Here is a 19679-nt window from a genome sequence, read left to right as displayed (position 1 = left end):
CAGGTAGTCCTCGTCCAGGCTCAGGGCCTGGTCCGCGCGCTTCTCGCGGACCCGCGCGACGCCCACCGCGGCGTATTCGCCGAGGCCGTCGCGCTCGGTCAGCAGGCGGAACGCCTGGCTGCCCAGGGCCACCGGGGCGCGGCTCTCGAAGGCGGCATTGTCGTCGCGCACTTCCTGCACCTGGCTGACGTAGCGGGCGCCGCCGAGGGCCTCGCCCTCCTCCACCGTGTCGCGGGTGCCGACGCGCTTCAGCGGCAGGCCGAGGTAGACGATGCCATCGCGCAGGCTTTCCTCGACATTCAGCGGCGCCGGCGCCGGATCGTCGGCGGGGATGTTGAACGGCGTACCATCCGGCAGCACGCCGCGGGCGCTGACGATGGCCAGCTTGCCCTGGGTCAGCAGGGCATCGTCCAGCTTCAGCTCGGAAAAGCCCCAGCCGCCCGCCAGGAGCGAGCGGCAGCGGCCATCCACCAGGGTTTCCAGGTAGCGGTCGTGCTGCTGGAAATGCTGTGGCCGCAGGAACATGCCTTCGGACCACACCACGCGGTTATTCCAGGACATAGGGACTCCGAAGGTTCAGGGCGCGGGACGCGCGACGATGCCGATGGCCTGCGCGCCGAGCGTGATGTCGAGATGGCTGGTGCGTTGCCCCGGCACGTCGAGGACCTGGCGCCAGGTGGCGCGGTCGAGGTCGCGGTAGGCGGCGACGAAGCCGAGCTGGCGGGTCTGCTCGTCGAGCGTGCGTTCGATGCGCCGTTCCTCGCCCGGACGCAGGAGGAACTCGTCCTGCTCCACCAGGTCGCCGCCGAGGGTCGACTGGGCGTTGTCGGTGAGGGCGAAGTAGTCGGCGCGGCCGAACGCGGTGTCTTTCTTCAGCTCGTACAGCCGCAGGCGCAGCGGCGCCGCCTGGCCGGCGGCGGACGGGTTGAGGTTCGGTGCGGCGTGGAGCCAGATCACCACCCGGGTCGGCGGGGTTTCCGGCGGGCTGGACGAACAGGCGGCGAGCAGCAGCCCGAACAGCGCGACGATCAGTTTCTGCATGGTGTCGTCCTCATTGACGTTGTTTCTCCTGGTGTTCGTTGGCGTCAGGAACGCCGTAGTCGAGCGCTGTGTTCCTCATAGGCGCGGCTGAATTCGCGGCCGAAAAGCTCCTGGAAGTCGTCCTCCGCCTCGCGCAGGATCTTCGCGTACAGCTCGGTGAAACTGTCCCAGTTCTGTGCCTGGCGGGCTCCCGGCAGCAGGCCGGAAAGCCCGGCCGGCTTGCCGAAGCGGGCTTCCAGCACGGCCGGTTCGAAGCGCGCCAGCAGGTGGCGGATGGCGGCCTGCACGCCGGCCATCACCGCCAGCTGGTGCGCCTTGAGGTCTTCGAAGCTGTCGGCCACCGCGCGATCCGGAGCCATGAACGCCTGGTTGTCGCGGCGCAGCAGGAGCAGCATGGCTTCGTCGACGTTCGGCGCGAACTTCAGCGGGTTGTTCTGCACCGGCTGGATCATGGTCTGCGCCATGCGGAACTCGCCCTTCAGGCTGGCCCGCGCGCGCAGCACGTCCACCAGTCCTTCCACCAGGCCGCGATAGCTGCGGCCGATGGCTTCCATCTGCGCTTCGGCGCCGGCCGGGTCGACCTTCAACTGGGTCATGCCGGCGCCGCGCAGGAACGCCTGCAGCAGGTCGCCGCCGGCCGTCGCGGTGGCGCTTGCCGGTGGCGTCGGCGCCGCCACGCTGGCTGGCTGTGGCTGTGGCTGTGGCTGTGGCTGTGGCTGTGGCTGTGGCTGTGGCTGTGGCTGTGGCTGTTGGGTGATCCCTGGGTCGGCGAAGGGCATCGCCAGCGGCGTCGGTTCGGCCGCTGGCTGCGGCTGGGCGACGGGCGTGGCGCTTGGCGCGGGCGTGTTGCCGAGCAGTTCGGCGAACGGGTCCCAGTCGGCCGGAATCAGCGGTGCGCCGCCAGCGGGCGGTGGCGCCGGAGTGGTCGCGGGGGGCGGCGGGATCACCGGTTCCGGCGGGCGGAAGTCGTGCTGTTCGGCCGGTACATGGTCCGGACGCGGCGCCGCGCCGGGCGGCGGCGGGGTGAGGAAGTCGAACAGGTCGGGCTTGGTGTCCAGCGGCGAGCCGCCCTGGAAATGCGCCGTCACCGCGGGGTGCGGGGTGGGCGCCGGTTCGGCGAAGGCAGGCGCCGATCCGGCGGCCTGCCGGCTCATCAGGGCGTCGAAGCTGGTGAACGGATCGGTCTGCGGATTGCCGCTGCCGGGCAGGGCGATGTCGTGGCCGAGCTGGACGAGGATGTCGTATTCGCCGAGGCGGACGGTCTCGCCGTCCTGCAGCGGCTCGCTGTTGCCGCGGCGCAGGCGGTGCCCGGCATTGACCAGCAGCACGCCGTTGGTGCTGGTGTCGGTGAGGTAGTACACCCCGTCGCGATTGAGGATGGTGCAGTGGCGGCTGGAGACCAGGCGCTCCGGGTCCGGCAGGACCCAGTCGTTGTCCGGGCCCCGACCGATGGTCAGCTGTCCCTGGTCCAGTACCTTTTCCGAACACTGACCGGGGGTCAGCTTGTGGTAGCTGGTGATGGTCAATCGCAGCGGCATTGCTACTCCTTGCATTGCCAGCGCCCGGCTCTTCCAGGCGCTCACCCCCGTGCCCGAGGGATTTCGGTTCGCATCCAGGCTGGCCCGACGGCTTTCCGGCGTTTCGTCGCCTCGGGAAGACACATCGGGTGGTACCGGATTATAAAAGACTAATCCTACGTCTTTTAAAGATTTGTCCGATCTGCGGTGTCATGCAACTAGTGGCGTTGTGCCTTCCTTGACAAGCCTTGCGGCATGCCACAAGAATTTTGCCAACCTTTCGAGTCATCCGATATTCATCAATGGCTCCTACAAGATCCGACGGAGTGGATCTTACAAGCGAAGGTGAGGGCCGCGCAGCGGCTCCGATGATAGGGAGATCGTCACCGTGCTGGATGTACCCGTTTTGCTGGCCGCCGTATCCCCGGACTCGCCCTGTGGCGACGATCTGGAGTACGACGCCGCGTTCCTCGAACTCGAACGCATCGCCCAGGGCCAACCCGAGCGCCAGATGGGCGATGCCGTGCTGCCCGCCGAACCGCCGGAGTGGCCGCGCGTACGCGCGCTGGCCAGCGAGCTGTTCGGCCGTAGCAAGGACCTGCGGGTAGCCAACCTGCTGCTGCAGAGCAACGTCGCCCTCGACGGCCTGGACGGGCTCGCCGACGGCCTGCTGCTGGTCCGCGAGCTGCTCGGCCAGTACTGGGACGGCGTCTATCCGCTGCTCGACGCCGATGACGACAACGACCCCACCTTCCGTATCAACGCCCTCACCGGCCTGGTCGCCGAACCGCTGCTGCAACTGGTCTGGGCGATCCCGCTGGTGCGCTCGCGGGCGTTCGGCCCGGTCAACCTGCGCGCCGCGCTGAACGCCGCCGGGCTGCAACGCTTCGCCAGCGAGACCCTGAGTCCCGAGCAGATCGCCGGCGCCTTCGCCGATGCCGACGCCGATGCGCTGGCCGCCACCCGGCGCGCCCTGGATGGCGCCCAGGAACATGCCCTGGCCATCGAGAGCGGCGTCGCCGAACGGGTCGGCTCGGCCCAGGGCCTCGACCTCGGTCCCCTTCGTCAACTGCTGCGCCAGGCCCTCCAGGTGTTCGACCTGTACGGCCCGCAGGGCGCCGGCGAGCCCTTGGCGCCGGGCGCCGAAGCGGCCACCGGCGAGCAGGGGGGCGCCGCGCCTGTCGCAGCCGTCGCCGCGCCGGCACCGCGTGCCAGCGGCGAGATCGCCAACCGCGAAGACGTCCTGCGCCAGCTCGATCGCCTGCTCGAGTATTACGTTCGCCACGAGCCGTCGAGTCCGGTGCCGGTGCTGCTCAAGCGCGCCAAGACACTGGTGACGGCCGACTTCGCTGAAATCGTGAGGAATCTCATCCCCGATGGGATTTCCCAGTTCGAAACCCTGCGAGGCCCGGAAAGCGAGTAACGCCTAGCGGCCGTCCGGGCCAACGCTGCAAGCCGCCGGGGCGATTCCGACGGCGCTAACAACCGCCGTCGCGCGAGGGAGAAACAAGATGGGAAGCACTACCAGCAGTCAGAAGTTCATCGCCAGGAACCGGGCGCCACGCGTGCAGATCGAGTACGACGTGGAGCTGTACGGTGCCGAGAAGAAGGTCCAGTTGCCCTTCGTCATGGGCGTCATGGCCGACCTCGCCGGCAAGCCCGCCGAACCCCAGGCGGCGGTCGCCGACCGCAAGTTCCTGGAGATCGACGTGGACAACTTCGATGCCCGGCTGAAGGCGATGAAGCCGCGGGTGGCCTTCAACGTACCGAACGTGCTGACCGGCGAAGGCAACCTGAGCCTGGACATCACCTTCGAGAGCATGGACGACTTCAGCCCCGCCGCGGTGGCGCGCAAGGTCGATTCGCTGAACAAGCTGCTCGAGGCGCGTACCCAGCTGGCCAACCTGCTGACCTACATGGACGGCAAGACCGGCGCCGAGGAAATGATCATGAAGGCGATCAAGGACCCGGCCCTGCTTCAGGCCCTGGCCAGCGCGCCGAAGCCCAAAGACGACGAGCCGCAGGCGTAAGAGGATTCCAGCATGGCCGAATTGAGCACCGAGAACCTGGCCCAGGGCCAGACCACCACCGAGCAGACCAGTGAGTTCGCCAGCCTGCTGTTGCAGGAGTTCAAGCCCAAGACCGAGCGCGCCCGCGAAGCGGTGGAGACCGCCGTGCGGACCCTCGCCGAGCATGCCCTGGAGCAGACCAGCCTGATCTCCAACGACGCGATCAAGTCGATCGAGTCGATCATCGCGGCGATCGACGCCAAGCTCACCGCGCAGGTCAACCTGATCATGCACCACGCCGACTTCCAGCAACTGGAAAGCGCCTGGCGCGGCCTGCACTACCTGGTCAACAACACCGAGACCGACGAGCAACTGAAGATCCGCGTGCTGAACATCTCCAAGCCGGAGCTGCACAAGACCCTGAAGAAATTCAAGGGCACCACCTGGGACCAGAGCCCGATCTTCAAGAAGCTCTACGAAGAGGAATACGGCCAGTTCGGCGGCGAGCCCTATGGCTGCCTGGTCGGCGACTACTACTTCGACCAGTCGCCGCCGGACGTCGAGCTGCTCGGCGAGATGGCGAAGATCTCCGCCGCCATGCATGCGCCGTTCATCTCCGCCGCCTCGCCGACGGTGATGGGCATGGGTTCCTGGCAGGAACTGTCCAACCCGCGCGACCTGACCAAGATATTCACCACCCCGGAATACGCCGGTTGGCGTTCGCTGCGCGAGTCCGAGGACTCCCGCTACATCGGCCTGACCATGCCGCGCTTCCTGGCGCGCCTGCCCTACGGGGCGAAGACCGATCCGGTGGAAGAGTTCGCCTTCGAGGAAGAAACCGACGGCGCCGACAGCAGCAAGTACGCCTGGGCCAACTCGGCCTACGCGATGGCGGTCAACATCAACCGCTCCTTCAAGCTCTACGGCTGGTGCTCGCGGATCCGCGGCGTCGAGTCCGGCGGCGAGGTGCAGGGCCTGCCGGCGCACACCTTCCCCACCGACGACGGCGGCGTGGACATGAAGTGCCCGACCGAGATCGCCATTTCCGACCGCCGCGAGGCGGAGCTGGCGAAGAACGGCTTCATGCCGCTGCTGCACAAGAAGAACACCGACTTCGCCGCCTTCATCGGCGCGCAGTCGCTGCAGAAACCCGCCGAGTACGACGATCCGGACGCCACCGCCAACGCCAACCTGGCGGCGCGCCTGCCCTACCTGTTCGCCACCTGCCGCTTCGCCCATTACCTGAAGTGCATCGTTCGCGACAAGATCGGTTCCTTCAAGGAGAAGGACGAGATGCAGCGCTGGCTGCAGGACTGGATCCTCAACTACGTCGACGGCGACCCGGCCCACTCCACCGAGACCACCAAGGCCCAGCACCCGCTGGCGGCGGCCGAAGTGGTGGTGGAGGAAGTCGAAGGCAACCCGGGTTACTACAACTCGAAGTTCTTCCTTCGCCCGCACTACCAGCTCGAGGGACTGACGGTATCGCTACGCCTGGTATCCAAGCTGCCTTCGGCCAAAGAGGCCTGAGGCATTCAACGACAGCGCCTGCCATGGTGGCGGGCGCTTGCATAGCGTAGTGGCGCGAGCCACACGGGAGGAAAGATGGCTGTTGATATGTTCATCAAGATCGGCGACGTCAAGGGTGAGTCCAAGGACAAGACTCACGCCGAGGAAATCGACGTGCTGGCATGGAGCTGGGGCATGTCCCAGTCCGGGTCGATGCACATGGGCGGTGGCGGCGGCGCCGGCAAGGTCAACGTGCAGGACCTGTCGTTCACCAAGTACATCGACAAGTCCACGCCCAACCTGATGATGGCCTGCTCCAGCGGCAAGCACTATCCGCAGGCGAAGCTGACCATCCGCAAGGCCGGCGGCGAGAACCAGGTCGAGTACCTGATCATCACCCTGAAGGAAGTCCTGGTGTCCTCGGTGAGCACCGGCGGCAGCGGTGGCGAGGATCGCCTGACCGAGAACGTGACCCTGAACTTCGCCCAGGTCCAGGTCGACTACCAGCCGCAGAAGGCGGATGGCGCGAAGGACGGCGGTCCTGTCAAGTACGGCTGGAACATCCGCCAGAACGTGCAGGCCTGATGAGCCGGCTGCCGGTCATGGCGTGGCCAGGCCATGCCGTGGCCGGTGCGAGCGCCCGCCATGCCGGGTGCCGAAGGCGCGCGCGGCGCGCCGCGGACCTCGTCCGCCCGACCTCCTGCCGGAGGTACTGAATTCCACCGGGTCGTCCGTCGCGTCCGCCGGGCGCCATGGCCGACCCTTCATTCGCATCCGGGCGCCTGGGCTCCCGGCTACAGGGAAGTATCGCGATGATCGCCGAAGAACTGTTGCGCGCCGGGCGCCTGGACGATGCCTTGAAAGCCTTGCAGGAACAGGTGCGCAGCCAGCCGTCGAACGCCACCCTGCGGATCTTCCTGTTCCAGCTGCTGGCCGTGATGGGCCAGTGGGCGCGGGCGCAGAACCAGCTCAAGGTGGTCGGCGAACTGGATGCCTCGGCGCTGCCGATGGTACAGACCTACTCCACCGCCATCGACTGCGAGGCGCTGCGCCGCGAGGTGTTCGCCGGGCGCCTGACGCCGGTGATCCTCGGCCAGCCGGCGGAATGGATCGCGCCGCTGTTGCAGGCCCTGAGCCTGGATGCCGAAGGCCACGGCGAGGCCGCCCAGGCCCTGCGCGAGCAGGCCTTCGACGCCGCGCCGGCGGTGCCCGGGCGGATCGGCGAGGCGCCGTTCGCCTGGCTGGCGGATGCCGACACGCGCCTCGGTCCGGTGCTCGAGGTAATCGTCAACGGTCGCTATGCCTGGTTGCCGATGAGCAACCTGCGCAGCCTCAAGGTCGAGGCGCCGAGCGACCTGCGCGACCTGGTCTGGCTGCCGGCCGAACTGACCCTGGCCAACGGCGGCGCCACCGTCGCGCTGCTGCCGGCGCGCTACGCGGACACCGTCGAGCACGGCGACGACGCCGCGCGCCTGGGGCGCAAGACCGAATGGCTGGACAGCGGCCTGCCGGTCGGCCAGCGGCTGTTCGTCACCGATGCCGGCGAGACCGCGCTGTTCGACCTGCGTGAGCTGGACTTCGAGCCGACGGACGCCTGACATGGCCGAACTGACCCTCCAGGAGCGCCTGCAGCCGTCGCTGCTCGACCGCCTCACCGACGACGAGCCGGGCAACCTCAAGGAAGCCGCGGAGCGCCGGGTGCTGACCCTGAGCCAGCTGAAGGCCTCGGTGCTGCGCGACCTGGCGTGGCTGTTCAACACCACTTCGCTGTTCGACCACGGCCCCGCCGCACGGATGCCGGCCGGCAACTCGGTGCTCAACTACGGGCTGCCGGCGCTGGCCGGGCACACCGCGTCGAGCGTCGACGTGCATGCCATCGAGGCGCTGCTCACCGAGACCATCGCCACCTTCGAGCCGCGCATCATCCGTTCTTCGTTGCGGGTGCGCGCGCAACTGCTGCCCGGCGAGATGGACCACAACGCCCTGAGCTTCGAGATCGAGGGCGATCTCTGGGCCGAACCGGCGCCGCTGCGCCTGCTGCTGACCACCAACCTGGACCTGGAGACCGGTCACGTGCGCGTCGCCCAGGGCGAGCGGAGGCGTACATGAACCCGCGCCTGCTCGAGTACTACAACCAGGAATTGCAACACATCCGCGAAAGCGCCGCGGAGTTCGCCGAGGAGTTCCCGAAGATCGCCGGGCGCCTGTCGCTGTCCGGCTTCGAGTGCGCCGACCCCTACGTCGAGCGCCTGCTGGAAGGCTTCGCCTATCTCACCGCGCGGGTCCAGCTGAAGCTCGACGCGGAGTACCCGACCTTCACCCACAACCTGCTGGAAATCGCCTACCCGCACTACCTGGCGCCGACTCCGTCGATGACCGTGGTGCAGCTGCGCCCGGACCCCAACGAAGGCGCCCTGAGCAGCGGCTTCAGCGTCGAGCGCGGGGCCTCCCTGCGCGGCCAGCTCGGCCCCGACGACCAGACCGCCTGCGAATACCGCACCGCCCACCCGGTGACCCTGTGGCCGCTGGAAGTGGCCCAGGCCGACTACTTCGGCAATCCCGCCGCGGTGCTCGGCCGCCTCGCCGCCAGCGAGCCGCGGGCCAAGGCCGGCCTGCGCATCCGCCTGCGCAGCGGTGCCGGCATCCCGTTCGACAGCCTGTCGCTGGACGCCCTGCCGCTCTACCTGCACGGTGCCGACGAACAACCCTACCGCCTCTACGAACAATTGCTCGGCAACGCCTGCGCGGCGTTCGTCCGCGCCCCGGACAACGCCTGGGTCGAACGCCTGCCGACGAGCAGCCTGCGCGCGCGTGGCTTCGACGACGAGGACGCGCTGCTGCCGGTGGTGCCGCGGGCGTTCCAGGGCTACCGCCTGCTGCAGGAATACTTCGCCCTGCCGGCGCGCTTCCTGTTCGTCGAGTTCTCCGGCCTGAACCGCGCCCTGCGTCGATGCCACGGCGAGGAGCTGGAACTGGTCGTGCTGTTCGGCAAGCACGACCAGCGCCTGGAGGGCACGGTGGACGCGGAGCAACTGGTGCCGTTCTGCACCCCGGCGATCAACCTGTTCCCGCGCCGCTGCGACCGCATCCACCTGTCCGACCGGGTCAACGAGCATCATGTGATCGTCGACCGCACCCGTCCGCTGGATTTCGAGGTGCATTCGCTGCAACAGGTGAGCGGCCACGGCAGCGGTCCGGAGCAACCCTTCCAACCGTTCTACGCGGTGCGCGACCCGGCGCGCTACGGCCGCGAGCAGGCCTACTTCAGCGTGCGCCGCGAACCGCGCGTGCTGTCCAGCAAGCAGCGGCGCAAGGGCCCGCGCTCGACCTACGTCGGCAGCGAGACCTTCGTCGCCCTGGTCGACGCCAACCAGGCGCCCTATCGCCACGACCTGCGCCAGCTCGGCATCGCCGCGCTGTGCACCAACCGCGACCTGCCGCTGTTCATGCCGATCGGCGCGCACAAGAGCGACTTCACCCTGGAGGACAGCGCCCCGGTCATGCAGGTGCGCTGCCTCGCCGGACCGAGCCGGCCGCGCGCCAGCCGTGCCCACGATGCCAGCGCCTGGCGGCTGATCAGCCAACTATCGCTGAACTACCTGTCGCTGGCCGAGCGCGGCCAGGGCGCCGCCGCCCTGCGCGAGCTGCTGCGGCTCTACGGCGACAGCGGCGATCCGGCGCTGCAACTGCAGATCGAGGGCCTGCGCGAGGTCAGCAGCAAGCCTTGCACGCGGCGCCTGCCGATGCCCGGGCCGATCGTCTTCGGCCGTGGCCTGGAGATCACCCTGGACTTCGACGAGAACGCGTTCCGCGGCACCGGGGTGTTCCTCCTCGGCGCCGTGTTCGAGCGCTTCCTGGCACGCTACGTGTCGATCAACAGCTTTACCGAGACGGTGCTGCGCACCGGCGAACGGGGCGAGGTGATGAGATGGCAGGCGAAGCCGGGCAGCCGTCCGAACCTCTGAACCTGCTCGCCGGGATGGCGGCGGCGCCCTGGGATTACGACTTCTTCCAGGCGCTGCGGCGCATCGAGTGCGAGTCGCCGCAACTGCCGCGCCTCGGTCATTCGGTGCGGCTGGCGGACGACCCGCTGCGTCTCGGGCAGAAGCCCGACTGCACCTTCGCGCCCTCGACCCTGGCCTCGGTGAGCCAGGCCGGCACCGCTGCGGTGCCGCGCCTGGACCAGTTCTTCTTCGGCCTCACCGGCCCCAACGGGCCGCTGCCGCTGCACCTCACCGAATACGCCCGAGAACGCCAGCGCAACGTCAACGACGCGACCTTCAAGCGCTTCATGGACGTCTTCCACCACCGCCTGCTGACCCTGTTCTACCGGGCCTGGGCCGAGGCGCGGCCGGAGATCAGCCACGACCGGATCGACGACGACTACTGGTCGGCGCGTCTCGCCGCGCTCTCCGGGCGCGGCATGCCGAGCCTGCGGGGGCGCGAGCCGCTGGCGGATACCGCACGCTACTACTACACCGGCCACCTCGCCGCGCAGACCCGCTACCCGGACGGCCTGCGGGTAATCCTCGCGGAGTATTTCGAGGTCCCGGTGGCGGTCGAGGAATACGTCGGCCAGTGGCTGGAGTTGCCCGAGCGCAGCCGCCTCGGCGTCGACTCGACGAGCCTGGGCATGGACGTCTGCCTGGGCACCCACGTCTGGGACCGCCAGCACAAGTTCCGCCTGCGCCTGGGGCCGCTGGACCTCGATCAATACCAGCGCTTCCTGCCCGACGGCGACCACTTCGTCGAGCTGGCCGCCTGGGTCGCCGAATACCTGGGCGAGGAGCTGGACTGGGACGTCAACCTGGTCCTGCAACGCCACGAAGTACCCCCGCTGGGCCTGCAGGGCGGCGGGCGGCTCGGTTTCAACACCTGGCTGGGCGATCCCGGCCAGGACGCCAGGGATCTACTGCTGGCCCGCCAGTACGCCACTGCGCGGCCGCACGAGCACAAGGAGAAGGAACATGAGTGAGATCAGTCGCGTTGCGCTGTTCGGCAAGCTGAACAGCCTGGCCTACAAGGCCATCGAGGCCGCCACGGTATTCTGCAAGCTGCGCGGCAATCCCTATGTCGAGCTGGTGCACTGGTTCCACCAGATCCTCCAGTTGCCGGACTCGGACCTGCACCAGATCGTCCGCCAGTCCGGGATCGACCCGGCGCGCCTGGCCAAGGACCTGACCGAGGCCCTCGACCGCCTGCCGCGCGGCTCGACCTCGATCACCGACCTGTCCTCCCATGTCGAGGAAGCGGTGGAGCGCGGCTGGGTCTACGGCAGCCTGATGTTCGGCGAGAGCCAGGTGCGCACCGGCTACCTGGTGATCGGCCTCCTCAAGACGCCGAGCCTGCGCCATGCCCTCACCGGGCTGTCGGCGGAATTCGCCAAGCTCAAGGTCGAGGCGCTCACCGAGCGCTTCGACGAGTACGTCGGCGCCTCGCCGGAGAACGGCCTGTCGGCCAGCGACGGCTTCAACGCCGGCGCCGCCCCGGGCGAGGCCAGCGGCGCCCTGGCGCCGAGCGCGATGGGCAAGCAGGAGGCGCTCAAGCGCTTTACCGTGGACCTCACCGAGCAGGCCCGCAGCGGCAAGCTCGACCCCATCGTCGGGCGTGACGAGGAGATCCGCCAGTTGGTGGACATCCTCATGCGCCGCCGGCAGAACAACCCGATCCTCACCGGCGAGGCCGGCGTCGGCAAGACCGCGGTGGTGGAAGGCTTCGCCCTGCGCATCGTCGCCGGCGACGTCCCGCCGGCGCTGAAGGACGTCGAACTGCGCGCCCTCGACGTCGGCCTGCTGCAGGCCGGGGCGAGCATGAAGGGCGAGTTCGAGCAGCGCCTGCGCCAGGTGATCGAAGACGTGCAGAGTTCCGAGAAGCCGATCATCCTGTTCATCGACGAAGCCCACACCCTGGTCGGCGCCGGTGGCGCGGCCGGAACCGGCGACGCCGCCAACCTGCTCAAGCCGGCCCTGGCGCGCGGCACCCTGCGCACCGTGGCGGCGACCACCTGGGCCGAGTACAAGAAGCACATCGAGAAGGACCCGGCGCTGACCCGGCGTTTCCAGGTGGTGCAGGTGGACGAGCCGTCCGAGCACAAGGCCATCCTGATGATGCGCGGTGTCGCGTCGACCATGGAGAAGCACCACAAGGTGCAGATCCTCGACGAGGCGCTGGAGGCGGCGGTCCGGCTGTCGCACCGCTACATCCCGGCGCGCCAGCTGCCGGACAAGTCGGTGAGCCTGCTGGATACCGCCTGCGCGCGCACCGCCATCAGCCTGCACGCGGTGCCGGCCGAGGTCGACGATAGCCGCCGGCGCATCGAGGCGCTGGAAACCGAGCTGGCGATCATCCGCCGCGAGAGCGCCATCGGCGTCGCCACCGCCGAACGCCAGCGCAACGCCGAGACCCTGCTGGCCGAGGAGCGCGAGCGCCTGGCCGCCCTGGAGCAGCGCTGGGCCGAGGAAAAACGCCTGGTCGACGAACTGCTGGAGACCCGCGCCCGTCTGCGTGCCGCCGCCGAAGCGGTGGACGCCGGCGGCGTGCCGCTGGGCGAAGGCGAGGCGCGTCTCGACGAGGAACAGCGCCAGGCGCTGCATGCGCGGCTGGCGGAGCTGCAGGCGCAACTGAGCGCGTTGCAGGGCGAAGAGCCGCTGATCCTGCCGACCGTGGACTACCAGGCGGTGGCCTCGGTGGTCGCCGACTGGACCGGCATCCCGGTCGGCCGCATGGCGCGCAACGAGATCGAGACCGTGCTCAACCTCGACCGGCACCTGAAGAAGCGCATCATCGGCCAGGACCACGCGCTGGAGATGATCGCCAAGCGCATCCAGACTTCCCGCGCCGGCCTCGACAACCCGAGCAAGCCGATCGGCGTGTTCATGCTCGCCGGCACCTCCGGGGTGGGCAAGACCGAGACCGCGCTGGCCTTGGCCGAGGCCATGTACGGCGGCGAGCAGAATGTCATCACCATCAACATGAGCGAGTTCCAGGAAGCCCACACCGTCTCCACCCTCAAGGGCGCCCCGCCCGGCTACATCGGCTACGGCGAGGGTGGCGTGCTGACCGAGGCGGTGCGTCGCAAGCCCTACAGCGTGGTGCTGCTGGATGAAGTGGAGAAGGCCCACCCGGATGTCCACGAGATCTTCTTCCAGGTCTTCGACAAGGGCGTGATGGAGGACGGCGAAGGCCGGGTGATCGACTTCAAGAACACCCTGATCCTGCTCACCACCAACGCCGGCACCGAGATGATCGCCAGCCTCTGCGCCGATCCGGAACTGATGCCCGAGCCGGAAGCCATCGCCAAGTCGCTGCGCGAACCGCTGCTGAAGATCTTCCCGCCGGCGCTGCTCGGCCGCCTGGTGACCATCCCCTACTACCCGCTCAGCGACGACATGCTCAAGGCCATTTCGCGCCTGCAACTGGGGCGGATCAAGAAGCGCGTGGAGGCGACCCACAAGGTGCCGTTCGAGTTCGACGAGGGCGTCGTCGAGCTGATCGTCTCGCGCTGCACCGAGACCGAGAGCGGCGGCCGGATGATCGACGCGATCCTCACCAACACGCTGTTGCCGGACATGAGCCGCGAGTTCCTCACCCGCATGCTCGAAGGCAAGCCGTTGGCCGGGGTACGTATCAGTAGCCGCGACAACCAGTTCCACTACGACTTCGCCGAGGCCGAGTGACAACCGGCGACACGCAGAGCAGTAGAAGGAACCGTCGATGGGATTGATGCAACTGACCCGCCTGGTCCAGGTGGATTGCCCGCTGGGGCCGGACGTGCTGCTGTTGCAGCGCATGGAGGGACGCGAGGAACTGGGACGGCTGTTCGCCTACGAGCTGCACCTGGTCTCGGAAAACCCCAACCTGCCGCTGGAGCAGTTGCTCGGCAAGCCGATGAGCCTGTCGCTGGAGCTGCCCGGCGGCAGCCGGCGCTTCTTTCACGGCATCGTCGCGCGCTGTAGCCAGGTGGCCGGGCACGGCCAGTTCGCCGGCTACCAGGCCACCCTGCGGCCCTGGCCGTGGCTGCTGACGCGCACCTCGGACTGCCGCATCTTCCAGAACCAGAGCGTGCCGGAGATCATCAAGCAGGTGTTCCGCGACCTCGGCTTTTCCGATTTCGAGGATGCCCTCACGCGCCCCTACCGCGAGTGGGAATACTGCGTGCAGTACCGCGAGACCAGCTTCGACTTCATCAGCCGGCTGATGGAACAGGAGGGCATCTACTACTGGTTCCGCCATGAGCAGAAGCGCCACATCCTGGTGCTCTCCGACGCCTACGGCGCGCATCGCAGCCCGGGTGGCTACGCCAGCGTGCCGTACTACCCGCCGACCCTCGGCCATCGCGAGCGCGACCACTTCTTCGACTGGCAGATGGCACGCGAGGTCCAGCCCGGTTCGCTGACCCTCAACGACTACGACTTCCAGCGCCCCGGCGCGCGCCTGGAGGTGCGTTCGAACATCGCCCGGCCGCACGCGGCGGCCGACTACCCGCTGTACGACTATCCCGGCGAATACGTGCAGAGCCAGGACGGCGAGCAGTACGCGCGCAACCGCATCGAGGCGATCCAGGCGCAGCACGAGCGCGTGCGCCTGCGCGGCGTGGTGCGCGGGATCGGCGCCGGGCACCTGTTCCGCCTGAGCGGCTATCCGCGCGATGACCAGAACCGCGAGTACCTGGTGGTCGGCGCCGAATACCGGGTGGTCCAGGAACTCTACGAAACCGGCAGCGGCGGCGCCGGCTCGCAGTTCGAGAGCGAGCTGGACTGCATCGACGCCAGCCAGTCGTTCCGTCTCCTGCCGCAGACTCCGGTACCGGTGGTGCGGGGTCCGCAGACCGCGGTGGTGGTCGGACCCAAGGGCGAGGAGATCTGGACCGACCAGTACGGCCGGGTCAAGGTGCACTTCCACTGGGATCGCCACGACCAGTCGAACGAGAACAGCTCCTGCTGGATTCGCGTGTCCCAGGCCTGGGCCGGGAAGAACTGGGGTTCGATGCAGATCCCGCGGATCGGCCAGGAAGTGATCGTCAGCTTCCTCGAAGGCGACCCGGACCGGCCGATCATCACCGGGCGGGTCTACAACGCCGAGCAGACGGTGCCCTACGAGCTGCCGGCGAACGCCACCCAGAGCGGGATGAAGAGCCGTTCGAGCAAGGGCGGCACGCCGGCCAACTTCAACGAGATCCGCATGGAGGACAAGAAGGGCGCCGAGCAGTTATACATCCACGCCGAGCGCAACCAGGACAACCTGGTCGAGAACGATGCCTCGCTGTCGGTCGGCCACGACCGCAACAAGAGCATCGGCCACGACGAGCTGGCGCGCATCGGCAACAACCGCACCCGCGCGGTGAAGCTCAACGACACCCTGTTGGTGGGCGGGGCGAAGAGCGACAGCGTCACCGGCACCTACCTGATCGAGGCCGGCGCGCAGATCCGCCTGGTCTGCGGCAAGAGCGTGGTGGAGTTCAACGCCGACGGCACCATCAATATCTCCGGCAGCGCCTTCAACCTCTACGCCAGCGGCAACGGCAACATCGACACCGGCGGCCGCCTCGACCTCAATTCCGGCGGCGCCAGCGAGGTCGACGCCAAGGGCAACGGCGTGCAGGGCACCATCGACGGCCAGGTACAGGCGATGTTTCCGCCGCCGGCGAAGGGCTGAGGCGGCGGCATCCTGGCTGCCCGCCCTTGGGCAGGACGCCGCGGGAGCCTTGACGATTCGCACATGTCCTCGCCAGGCAGAAGCGGCGGTCGCTCAAGACCGATGGTGTTGCGCTCAGGGCAGATCGACCTTCAGGCCGCGGCCAGTGCGTATGCCGACGTAGAATGCGTCCTTGAGGGCCCTGGCGAGTTCCGGGTCGGTCTCCTCGAACTCTTTCCCGGCGATGCCGCCGAAGCTCAGCCGGTGCAACGCGGAACGGTCCAGGCTGCGGTCGAGCAGCACGGCTTTCAGGTACAGCAACTGCTTTTCCACGGAGAGCAGCATCCCGCATTGCGGATGCCGGGCCAGCCGCTCGGCGACCAGCGCCAGGGCGCGTTCGACATAGTTCACGGGGGACATGGCTGCGCCGCTTCAGCCCTTGGGAAAGCCCGTCTCGTACTCCTCGCGGGTGATTTCCCGGCCGAAACGCAGCGCATCGTTGAACAGGCGGTTGTCGTGCTCAACCGGCTCGGGGGATTCGGCTTCGCCGTAGAAGCGCACGTGGATCGTGCCCTGCCGATGGTCCCAGCGGTAGGTGACGTCTTCGAAGTCGTAGTCGATGTAGATATCGCGCCTGGCGAACGCTTCGCCCTTTTCAATTGCCATTGCCTTTCCTCACTGCGTCGTAGTACGCCCGGCTCTTCTCGGCGATGGCCTGGGCCTCCGGGGACTTCGGATCCAGTACCCGCCAGTCCTCATAGTACTTGTGGCCCTGCCCTCCGGGTACGCCGGCCTTGGCCGCCACCGCGTCGTAGGTGTCGTTGCCGAGGAGGATGCGAGCCATGTCCTCCGACTCCTTGGCGTAGATCATCTCCGGCGAGTTGACCTGGATCTCGCCGGGTATCCCGGCCTTGGTGTTCATCGTCGAGTTCACCCCGCTGTAGCCGAGCGGGTCGGCGTTGCCGTCGATCACCTTGACCTTGGCGCCGCGGTTGGCCAGCTCGGCGGCAACGGTGTTCACCTTGTCGCCTTCGACGATGATGGTGTTGCGGGCCAGGTCCTTGATCTTGGTCGGATCGCCCTTGTAGTCGTTGTTGATCTTCTGCATGGCGCGTTCGCGCGACTTGATCGGTGCCTTGGCGACCCTGCCGCCGTGCTTAGCCGCCAGTCCGTCGGCCACCGCGTCGATCTCGGCCTTGGCTGCCGGCGCCTTGCCATAGACCTTCTCGAAGCCTTTCGGCACCTGGGTCTTCGGCGCGCCCTTGGGTGCGTTGCCGAGCCGTGCCATCTTCGGTCCGAAGCCCAGCAGCGCCATGCCGGCCACGCCCTGGAACAGGTCGCGGTAGCCGGGACCGAGGCGGTCGCCGAGGTCGCCGAGCAGGGCCATGCCGCCCATCATCAGCCCGCCGATGGCGACCACTCCAACCAGCGCCGCGACCCCGGCCATCGCCGCCAGCAGCAGGCCGCCGGCAAGGGCCGCCAGGCCCAGCGCCTCGAGGCCGGTGTGCAGCCATTCCTCCAGATCGAGGACGAAGGCCACCCGCTCGGTGGGGCCGCCGATGAAGGTGTTCTGGCTGCCGGTCTTGATGTGCGCGCCGCAGACCATCTTGCTCTGCAGGCGCGCCGCCGGCTTGCCGTTGATGTACACGGTGGCGCTGCCTTCGGCGATCAGCACCGGGAACGGCCACAGCGGATGGTTCAGCGGCAGGCCGCTGCAGGTGGCGGAGACGTCGTCGCCGGCGCGCATCGCGTTGCGACTGTTCACGTACACGTTGAAGCTGCCGCGTATGAGCACCCCGGTGGTCGGCTCGGGTAGCTCGAAGATGGTGGTCAGGCCCTTGACGATCTGGAACATCGACAGCCCGCCGGCGGCGATCGAACCGGCCAGGATCACCGCGGCCAGGCCGCCGGTGGCGGCGGTGGCGGCGACCACGGCGGCGCCGATCAGGGCTCCGGCCACGGCTCCGGCGACCATCGCGGCGACACCGAAACCGTGGGCTATCTCATCGCCCAGTCGGGCGGCGGCTTGCGCATCCATGCGTCGGTACTCGGATCAGCTAGGGGTCGGGCGCGGGACCAGGGTCTGCATCGCCTGCTTCCAGGCCGGCTCGTGGTGCGGCAGGTCACCCGGGGTGGTGGTCAGGGTGGTGATCAGCACCGCCGGGCGGCGCTCGATGAACACCTGGCGCAGCATCAGGTCGCGGCCCTCGCGCTGCCACTGGTAGTCGAGGAGCACGGCGGCGTGGCCGTGGATGTTGATGTCCCAGCGCTTGTGCAGCTTGAAGCCGGGCAATTGCTTCTCGGCATTCTCCAGTTGGCGGGCGACATAGTCGGCGAACGGCGCGTCGCCCTGGCTGGCGTCGCGGCTGATGACGAAACTGGCTTCGCGGGCGGGGCCGCTGGCGGGGAGCTTGAAGATGTTGATGCTCTGGTCCTGCCAGGCATCGGGAATCTCGAGATCGGCTTCGTGGAGGCGATAGAGCGTCACTGTGTTAACCCCTTCCCTAGGATTCTGAGTGAGTCATTGCTGGACAAAAGCTTTACGGAATGTTGCTCGCGAATCAAGGCTTTCCTGGCCCGAAGCGGCCTTTCGTGATGGCCTTCTGCCTGTTCACCGTCGGTCGGGGCGCTCGTCGGAATCTGTGTCACGCATCTCCCCTTCCTACCGCATCCGCGCCTATGCTGCTTGGGTGGTGCCGCTCCAACGGCGCCAGTGATGGACGTGGATCAAGGATGATTTCATGGCACTTGCGCAACAGACCCGCCTGGTCCGGGTCGACAGTCCGCTCGGCGCGGAGGTCCTGCAATTGCAGCGAATGGAGGGTCGCGAAGAGCTCGGCCGGCCGTTCGCCTACGAGCTGGAACTGATCTCGGAAAACCCCGACCTGCCACTCGACGGGCTGCTGGGCAAGCCGGCCAGCCTGGCGCTGGAACTGCACGACGGCAGCCGGCGGCATTTCCACGGCATCGTCGCCGCTTGCAGCCAGGGATCCGGCAACGGCCAGTTCGCCAGCTACCAGGTCACCCTGCGCCCCTGGCTGTGGCTGCTGACGCGCACCTCCGACTGCCGCATCTTCCAGAACCAGAAGGTCCCGGACATCATCAAGCAGGTGTTCCGCGACCTCGGCTTCTCCGACTTCGAGGACGCCCTGAGCCGCTCCTACCGCGAGTGGGAATACTGCGTGCAGTACCGCGAGACCAGTTTCGACTTCGTCAGCCGGCTGATGGAGCAGGAAGGCATCTACTACTGGTTCCGCCACGAGCGGAATCGGCACATCCTGGTTCTATCCGACGCCTATGGCGCGCACCAGAGCCCGCCGAACTACGCCAGCGTGCCCTACTACCCGCCGATCCTGGAACAGCGCGAGCGCGACCATTTCTACGACTGGCACATGGCGCGCGAGGTGCAGTCCGGCTCACTGAGCCTCAACGACTACGACTTCCAGCGTCCCGGCGCGCGCCTGGAGGTGCGTTCGAACATCGCCCGCTCGCACGCGGCGGCCGACTACCCGCTGTACGACTACCCTGGCGAATACGTACAGAGCCAGGACGGCGAGCAGTACGCGCGGACCCGTATCGAAGCCTTGCAGGCGCGCTACGAACGGGTGCGCCTGCGCGGCCGCGCCCGCGGCCTGGGTTCGGGCCACCTGTTCAAGCTCAGCGGCTACCCGCGCGAGGACCAGAACCGCGAGTACCTGGTGGTCGGCGCCGATTACCGGGTGGTCCAGGAACTCTACGAGACCGGCGGCGGCGGGGTGGGCGCGCAGTTCGAAAGCGAGCTGGACTGCATCGATGCCGGCCAGGCCTACCGCCCCTTGCCGACCACTCCGCTGCCGATCGTCCGTGGCCCGCAGACTGCGGTGGTGGTCGGGCCCAAGGGCGAGGAGATCTGGACCGACCAGTATGGCCGGGTCAAGGTGCATTTCCACTGGGACCGCCACGACCAGTCCAACGAGAACAGCTCCTGCTG

17 protein-coding genes and 1 pseudogene are annotated in these 19679 nt (G+C 68.0%); 11 read left to right on the top strand and 7 right to left on the bottom strand.

Annotation, left to right across the window (positions count from 1 at the left end):
- From tssK to tagH, 3 genes are all read right to left on the bottom strand, one after another.
- Nucleotides 1–561 (bottom strand): type VI secretion system baseplate subunit TssK (tssK, locus tag FFS27_RS11260; protein ID WP_171019189.1); only part of this gene is annotated, 561 nt, incomplete at its 3' end.
- A 15-nt stretch (nucleotides 562–576) separates the two neighbouring features.
- Nucleotides 577–1041 (bottom strand): type VI secretion system lipoprotein TssJ, encoded by a 465-nt coding sequence (gene tssJ / locus FFS27_RS11255; protein WP_003083660.1) that lies wholly within the window; start codon nucleotides 1039–1041, stop codon nucleotides 577–579.
- A 44-nt stretch (nucleotides 1042–1085) separates the two neighbouring features.
- A complete protein-coding gene (gene tagH, locus FFS27_RS11250) occupies nucleotides 1086–2579 on the bottom strand; it encodes a type VI secretion system-associated FHA domain protein TagH (RefSeq protein ID WP_137952010.1) in 1494 nt (497 codons plus the stop codon).
- A gap of 367 nt (nucleotides 2580–2946) precedes the next feature.
- On the opposite strand from tagH, the gene tssA reads away from it, so the two are divergent.
- The 10 genes from tssA (at nucleotide 2947) to vgrG1a (ending at nucleotide 15730) form a co-directional block, all read left to right on the top strand.
- The gene (gene tssA, locus FFS27_RS11245) at nucleotides 2947–3981 is read left to right on the top strand and encodes a type VI secretion system protein TssA (RefSeq protein WP_023100711.1); all 1035 of its coding nucleotides are present in this window, start codon (nucleotides 2947–2949) and stop codon (nucleotides 3979–3981) included.
- An 88-nt stretch (nucleotides 3982–4069) separates the two neighbouring features.
- The gene (tssB, locus tag FFS27_RS11240; protein WP_003083666.1) at nucleotides 4070–4588 is read left to right on the top strand and encodes a type VI secretion system contractile sheath small subunit; all 519 of its coding nucleotides are present in this window, start codon (nucleotides 4070–4072) and stop codon (nucleotides 4586–4588) included.
- A gap of 12 nt (nucleotides 4589–4600) precedes the next feature.
- Nucleotides 4601–6097: a type VI secretion system contractile sheath large subunit gene (tssC, locus tag FFS27_RS11235; protein WP_003104973.1), complete on the top strand. Its 1497-nt coding sequence runs from the start codon at nucleotides 4601–4603 to the stop codon at nucleotides 6095–6097.
- Nucleotides 6098–6172: 75 nt separating this feature from the next.
- Nucleotides 6173–6661, top strand: coding sequence for a type VI secretion system receptor/chaperone Hcp (gene hcp / locus FFS27_RS11230; RefSeq protein WP_003083670.1), 489 nt, complete (start codon nucleotides 6173–6175; stop codon nucleotides 6659–6661).
- A 167-nt stretch (nucleotides 6662–6828) separates the two neighbouring features.
- Nucleotides 6829–7674, top strand: a complete 846-nt coding sequence (gene tagJ / locus FFS27_RS11225) for a type VI secretion system accessory protein TagJ (protein WP_073665600.1) — start codon at nucleotides 6829–6831, stop codon at nucleotides 7672–7674.
- A gap of 1 nt (nucleotide 7675) precedes the next feature.
- Nucleotides 7676–8185: a type VI secretion system baseplate subunit TssE gene (tssE, locus tag FFS27_RS11220; RefSeq protein ID WP_003111625.1), complete on the top strand. Its 510-nt coding sequence runs from the start codon at nucleotides 7676–7678 to the stop codon at nucleotides 8183–8185.
- The gene (tssF, locus tag FFS27_RS11215) at nucleotides 8182–10041 is read left to right on the top strand and encodes a type VI secretion system baseplate subunit TssF (RefSeq protein ID WP_137952009.1); all 1860 of its coding nucleotides are present in this window, start codon (nucleotides 8182–8184) and stop codon (nucleotides 10039–10041) included. Before tssE ends, tssF begins: the two co-directional genes overlap by 4 nt.
- Nucleotides 10005–11051, top strand: a complete 1047-nt coding sequence (gene tssG, locus FFS27_RS11210; protein WP_003104969.1) for a type VI secretion system baseplate subunit TssG — start codon at nucleotides 10005–10007, stop codon at nucleotides 11049–11051. Before tssF ends, tssG begins: the two co-directional genes overlap by 37 nt.
- Nucleotides 11044–13752: a type VI secretion system ATPase TssH gene (gene tssH / locus FFS27_RS11205; protein WP_023092249.1), complete on the top strand. Its 2709-nt coding sequence runs from the start codon at nucleotides 11044–11046 to the stop codon at nucleotides 13750–13752. The genes tssG and tssH overlap by 8 nt, the downstream gene beginning before the upstream one ends.
- Before the next feature lie 46 nt (nucleotides 13753–13798).
- Nucleotides 13799–15730 carry a type VI secretion system spike protein VgrG1a gene (vgrG1a, locus tag FFS27_RS11200; RefSeq protein ID WP_073937395.1) on the top strand — a complete coding sequence of 644 codons (1932 nt, stop codon included), beginning with the start codon at nucleotides 13799–13801 and terminating at the stop codon, nucleotides 15728–15730.
- Nucleotides 15731–15844: 114 nt separating this feature from the next.
- Here vgrG1a and FFS27_RS11195 read toward each other — a convergent pair whose 3' ends face one another.
- From FFS27_RS11195 to eagT6, 4 genes are read right to left on the bottom strand one after another with little or no spacing between them, the layout of a single operon-like run.
- Nucleotides 15845–16129: an immunity protein Tsi6 family protein gene (locus tag FFS27_RS11195; protein ID WP_003111794.1), complete on the bottom strand. Its 285-nt coding sequence runs from the start codon at nucleotides 16127–16129 to the stop codon at nucleotides 15845–15847.
- Between the two features lie 12 nt (nucleotides 16130–16141).
- Nucleotides 16142–16375 carry a T6SS immunity factor Tis1 gene (tis1, locus tag FFS27_RS11190; RefSeq protein WP_003083689.1) on the bottom strand — a complete coding sequence of 78 codons (234 nt, stop codon included), beginning with the start codon at nucleotides 16373–16375 and terminating at the stop codon, nucleotides 16142–16144.
- Nucleotides 16365–17747, bottom strand: coding sequence for a T6SS effector (p)ppApp synthetase Tas1 (gene tas1, locus FFS27_RS11185; RefSeq protein WP_003083691.1), 1383 nt, complete (start codon nucleotides 17745–17747; stop codon nucleotides 16365–16367). Before tas1 ends, tis1 begins: the two co-directional genes overlap by 11 nt.
- Nucleotides 17748–17762: 15 nt before the next feature.
- Nucleotides 17763–18197: a type VI secretion system effector EagT6 gene (gene eagT6 / locus FFS27_RS11180; protein WP_021263788.1), complete on the bottom strand. Its 435-nt coding sequence runs from the start codon at nucleotides 18195–18197 to the stop codon at nucleotides 17763–17765.
- A gap of 253 nt (nucleotides 18198–18450) precedes the next feature.
- On the opposite strand from eagT6, the pseudogene vgrG1b reads away from it, so the two are divergent.
- Nucleotides 18451–19679, top strand: a pseudogene (vgrG1b, locus tag FFS27_RS11175) (type VI secretion system spike protein VgrG1b); the annotation flags it as partial.

This window comes from Pseudomonas sp. 2VD, assembly GCF_005503585.1.
GTDB lineage: Bacteria > Pseudomonadota > Gammaproteobacteria > Pseudomonadales > Pseudomonadaceae > Pseudomonas > Pseudomonas aeruginosa.
This window is presented reverse-complemented; position numbering and strand designations above follow the sequence as displayed.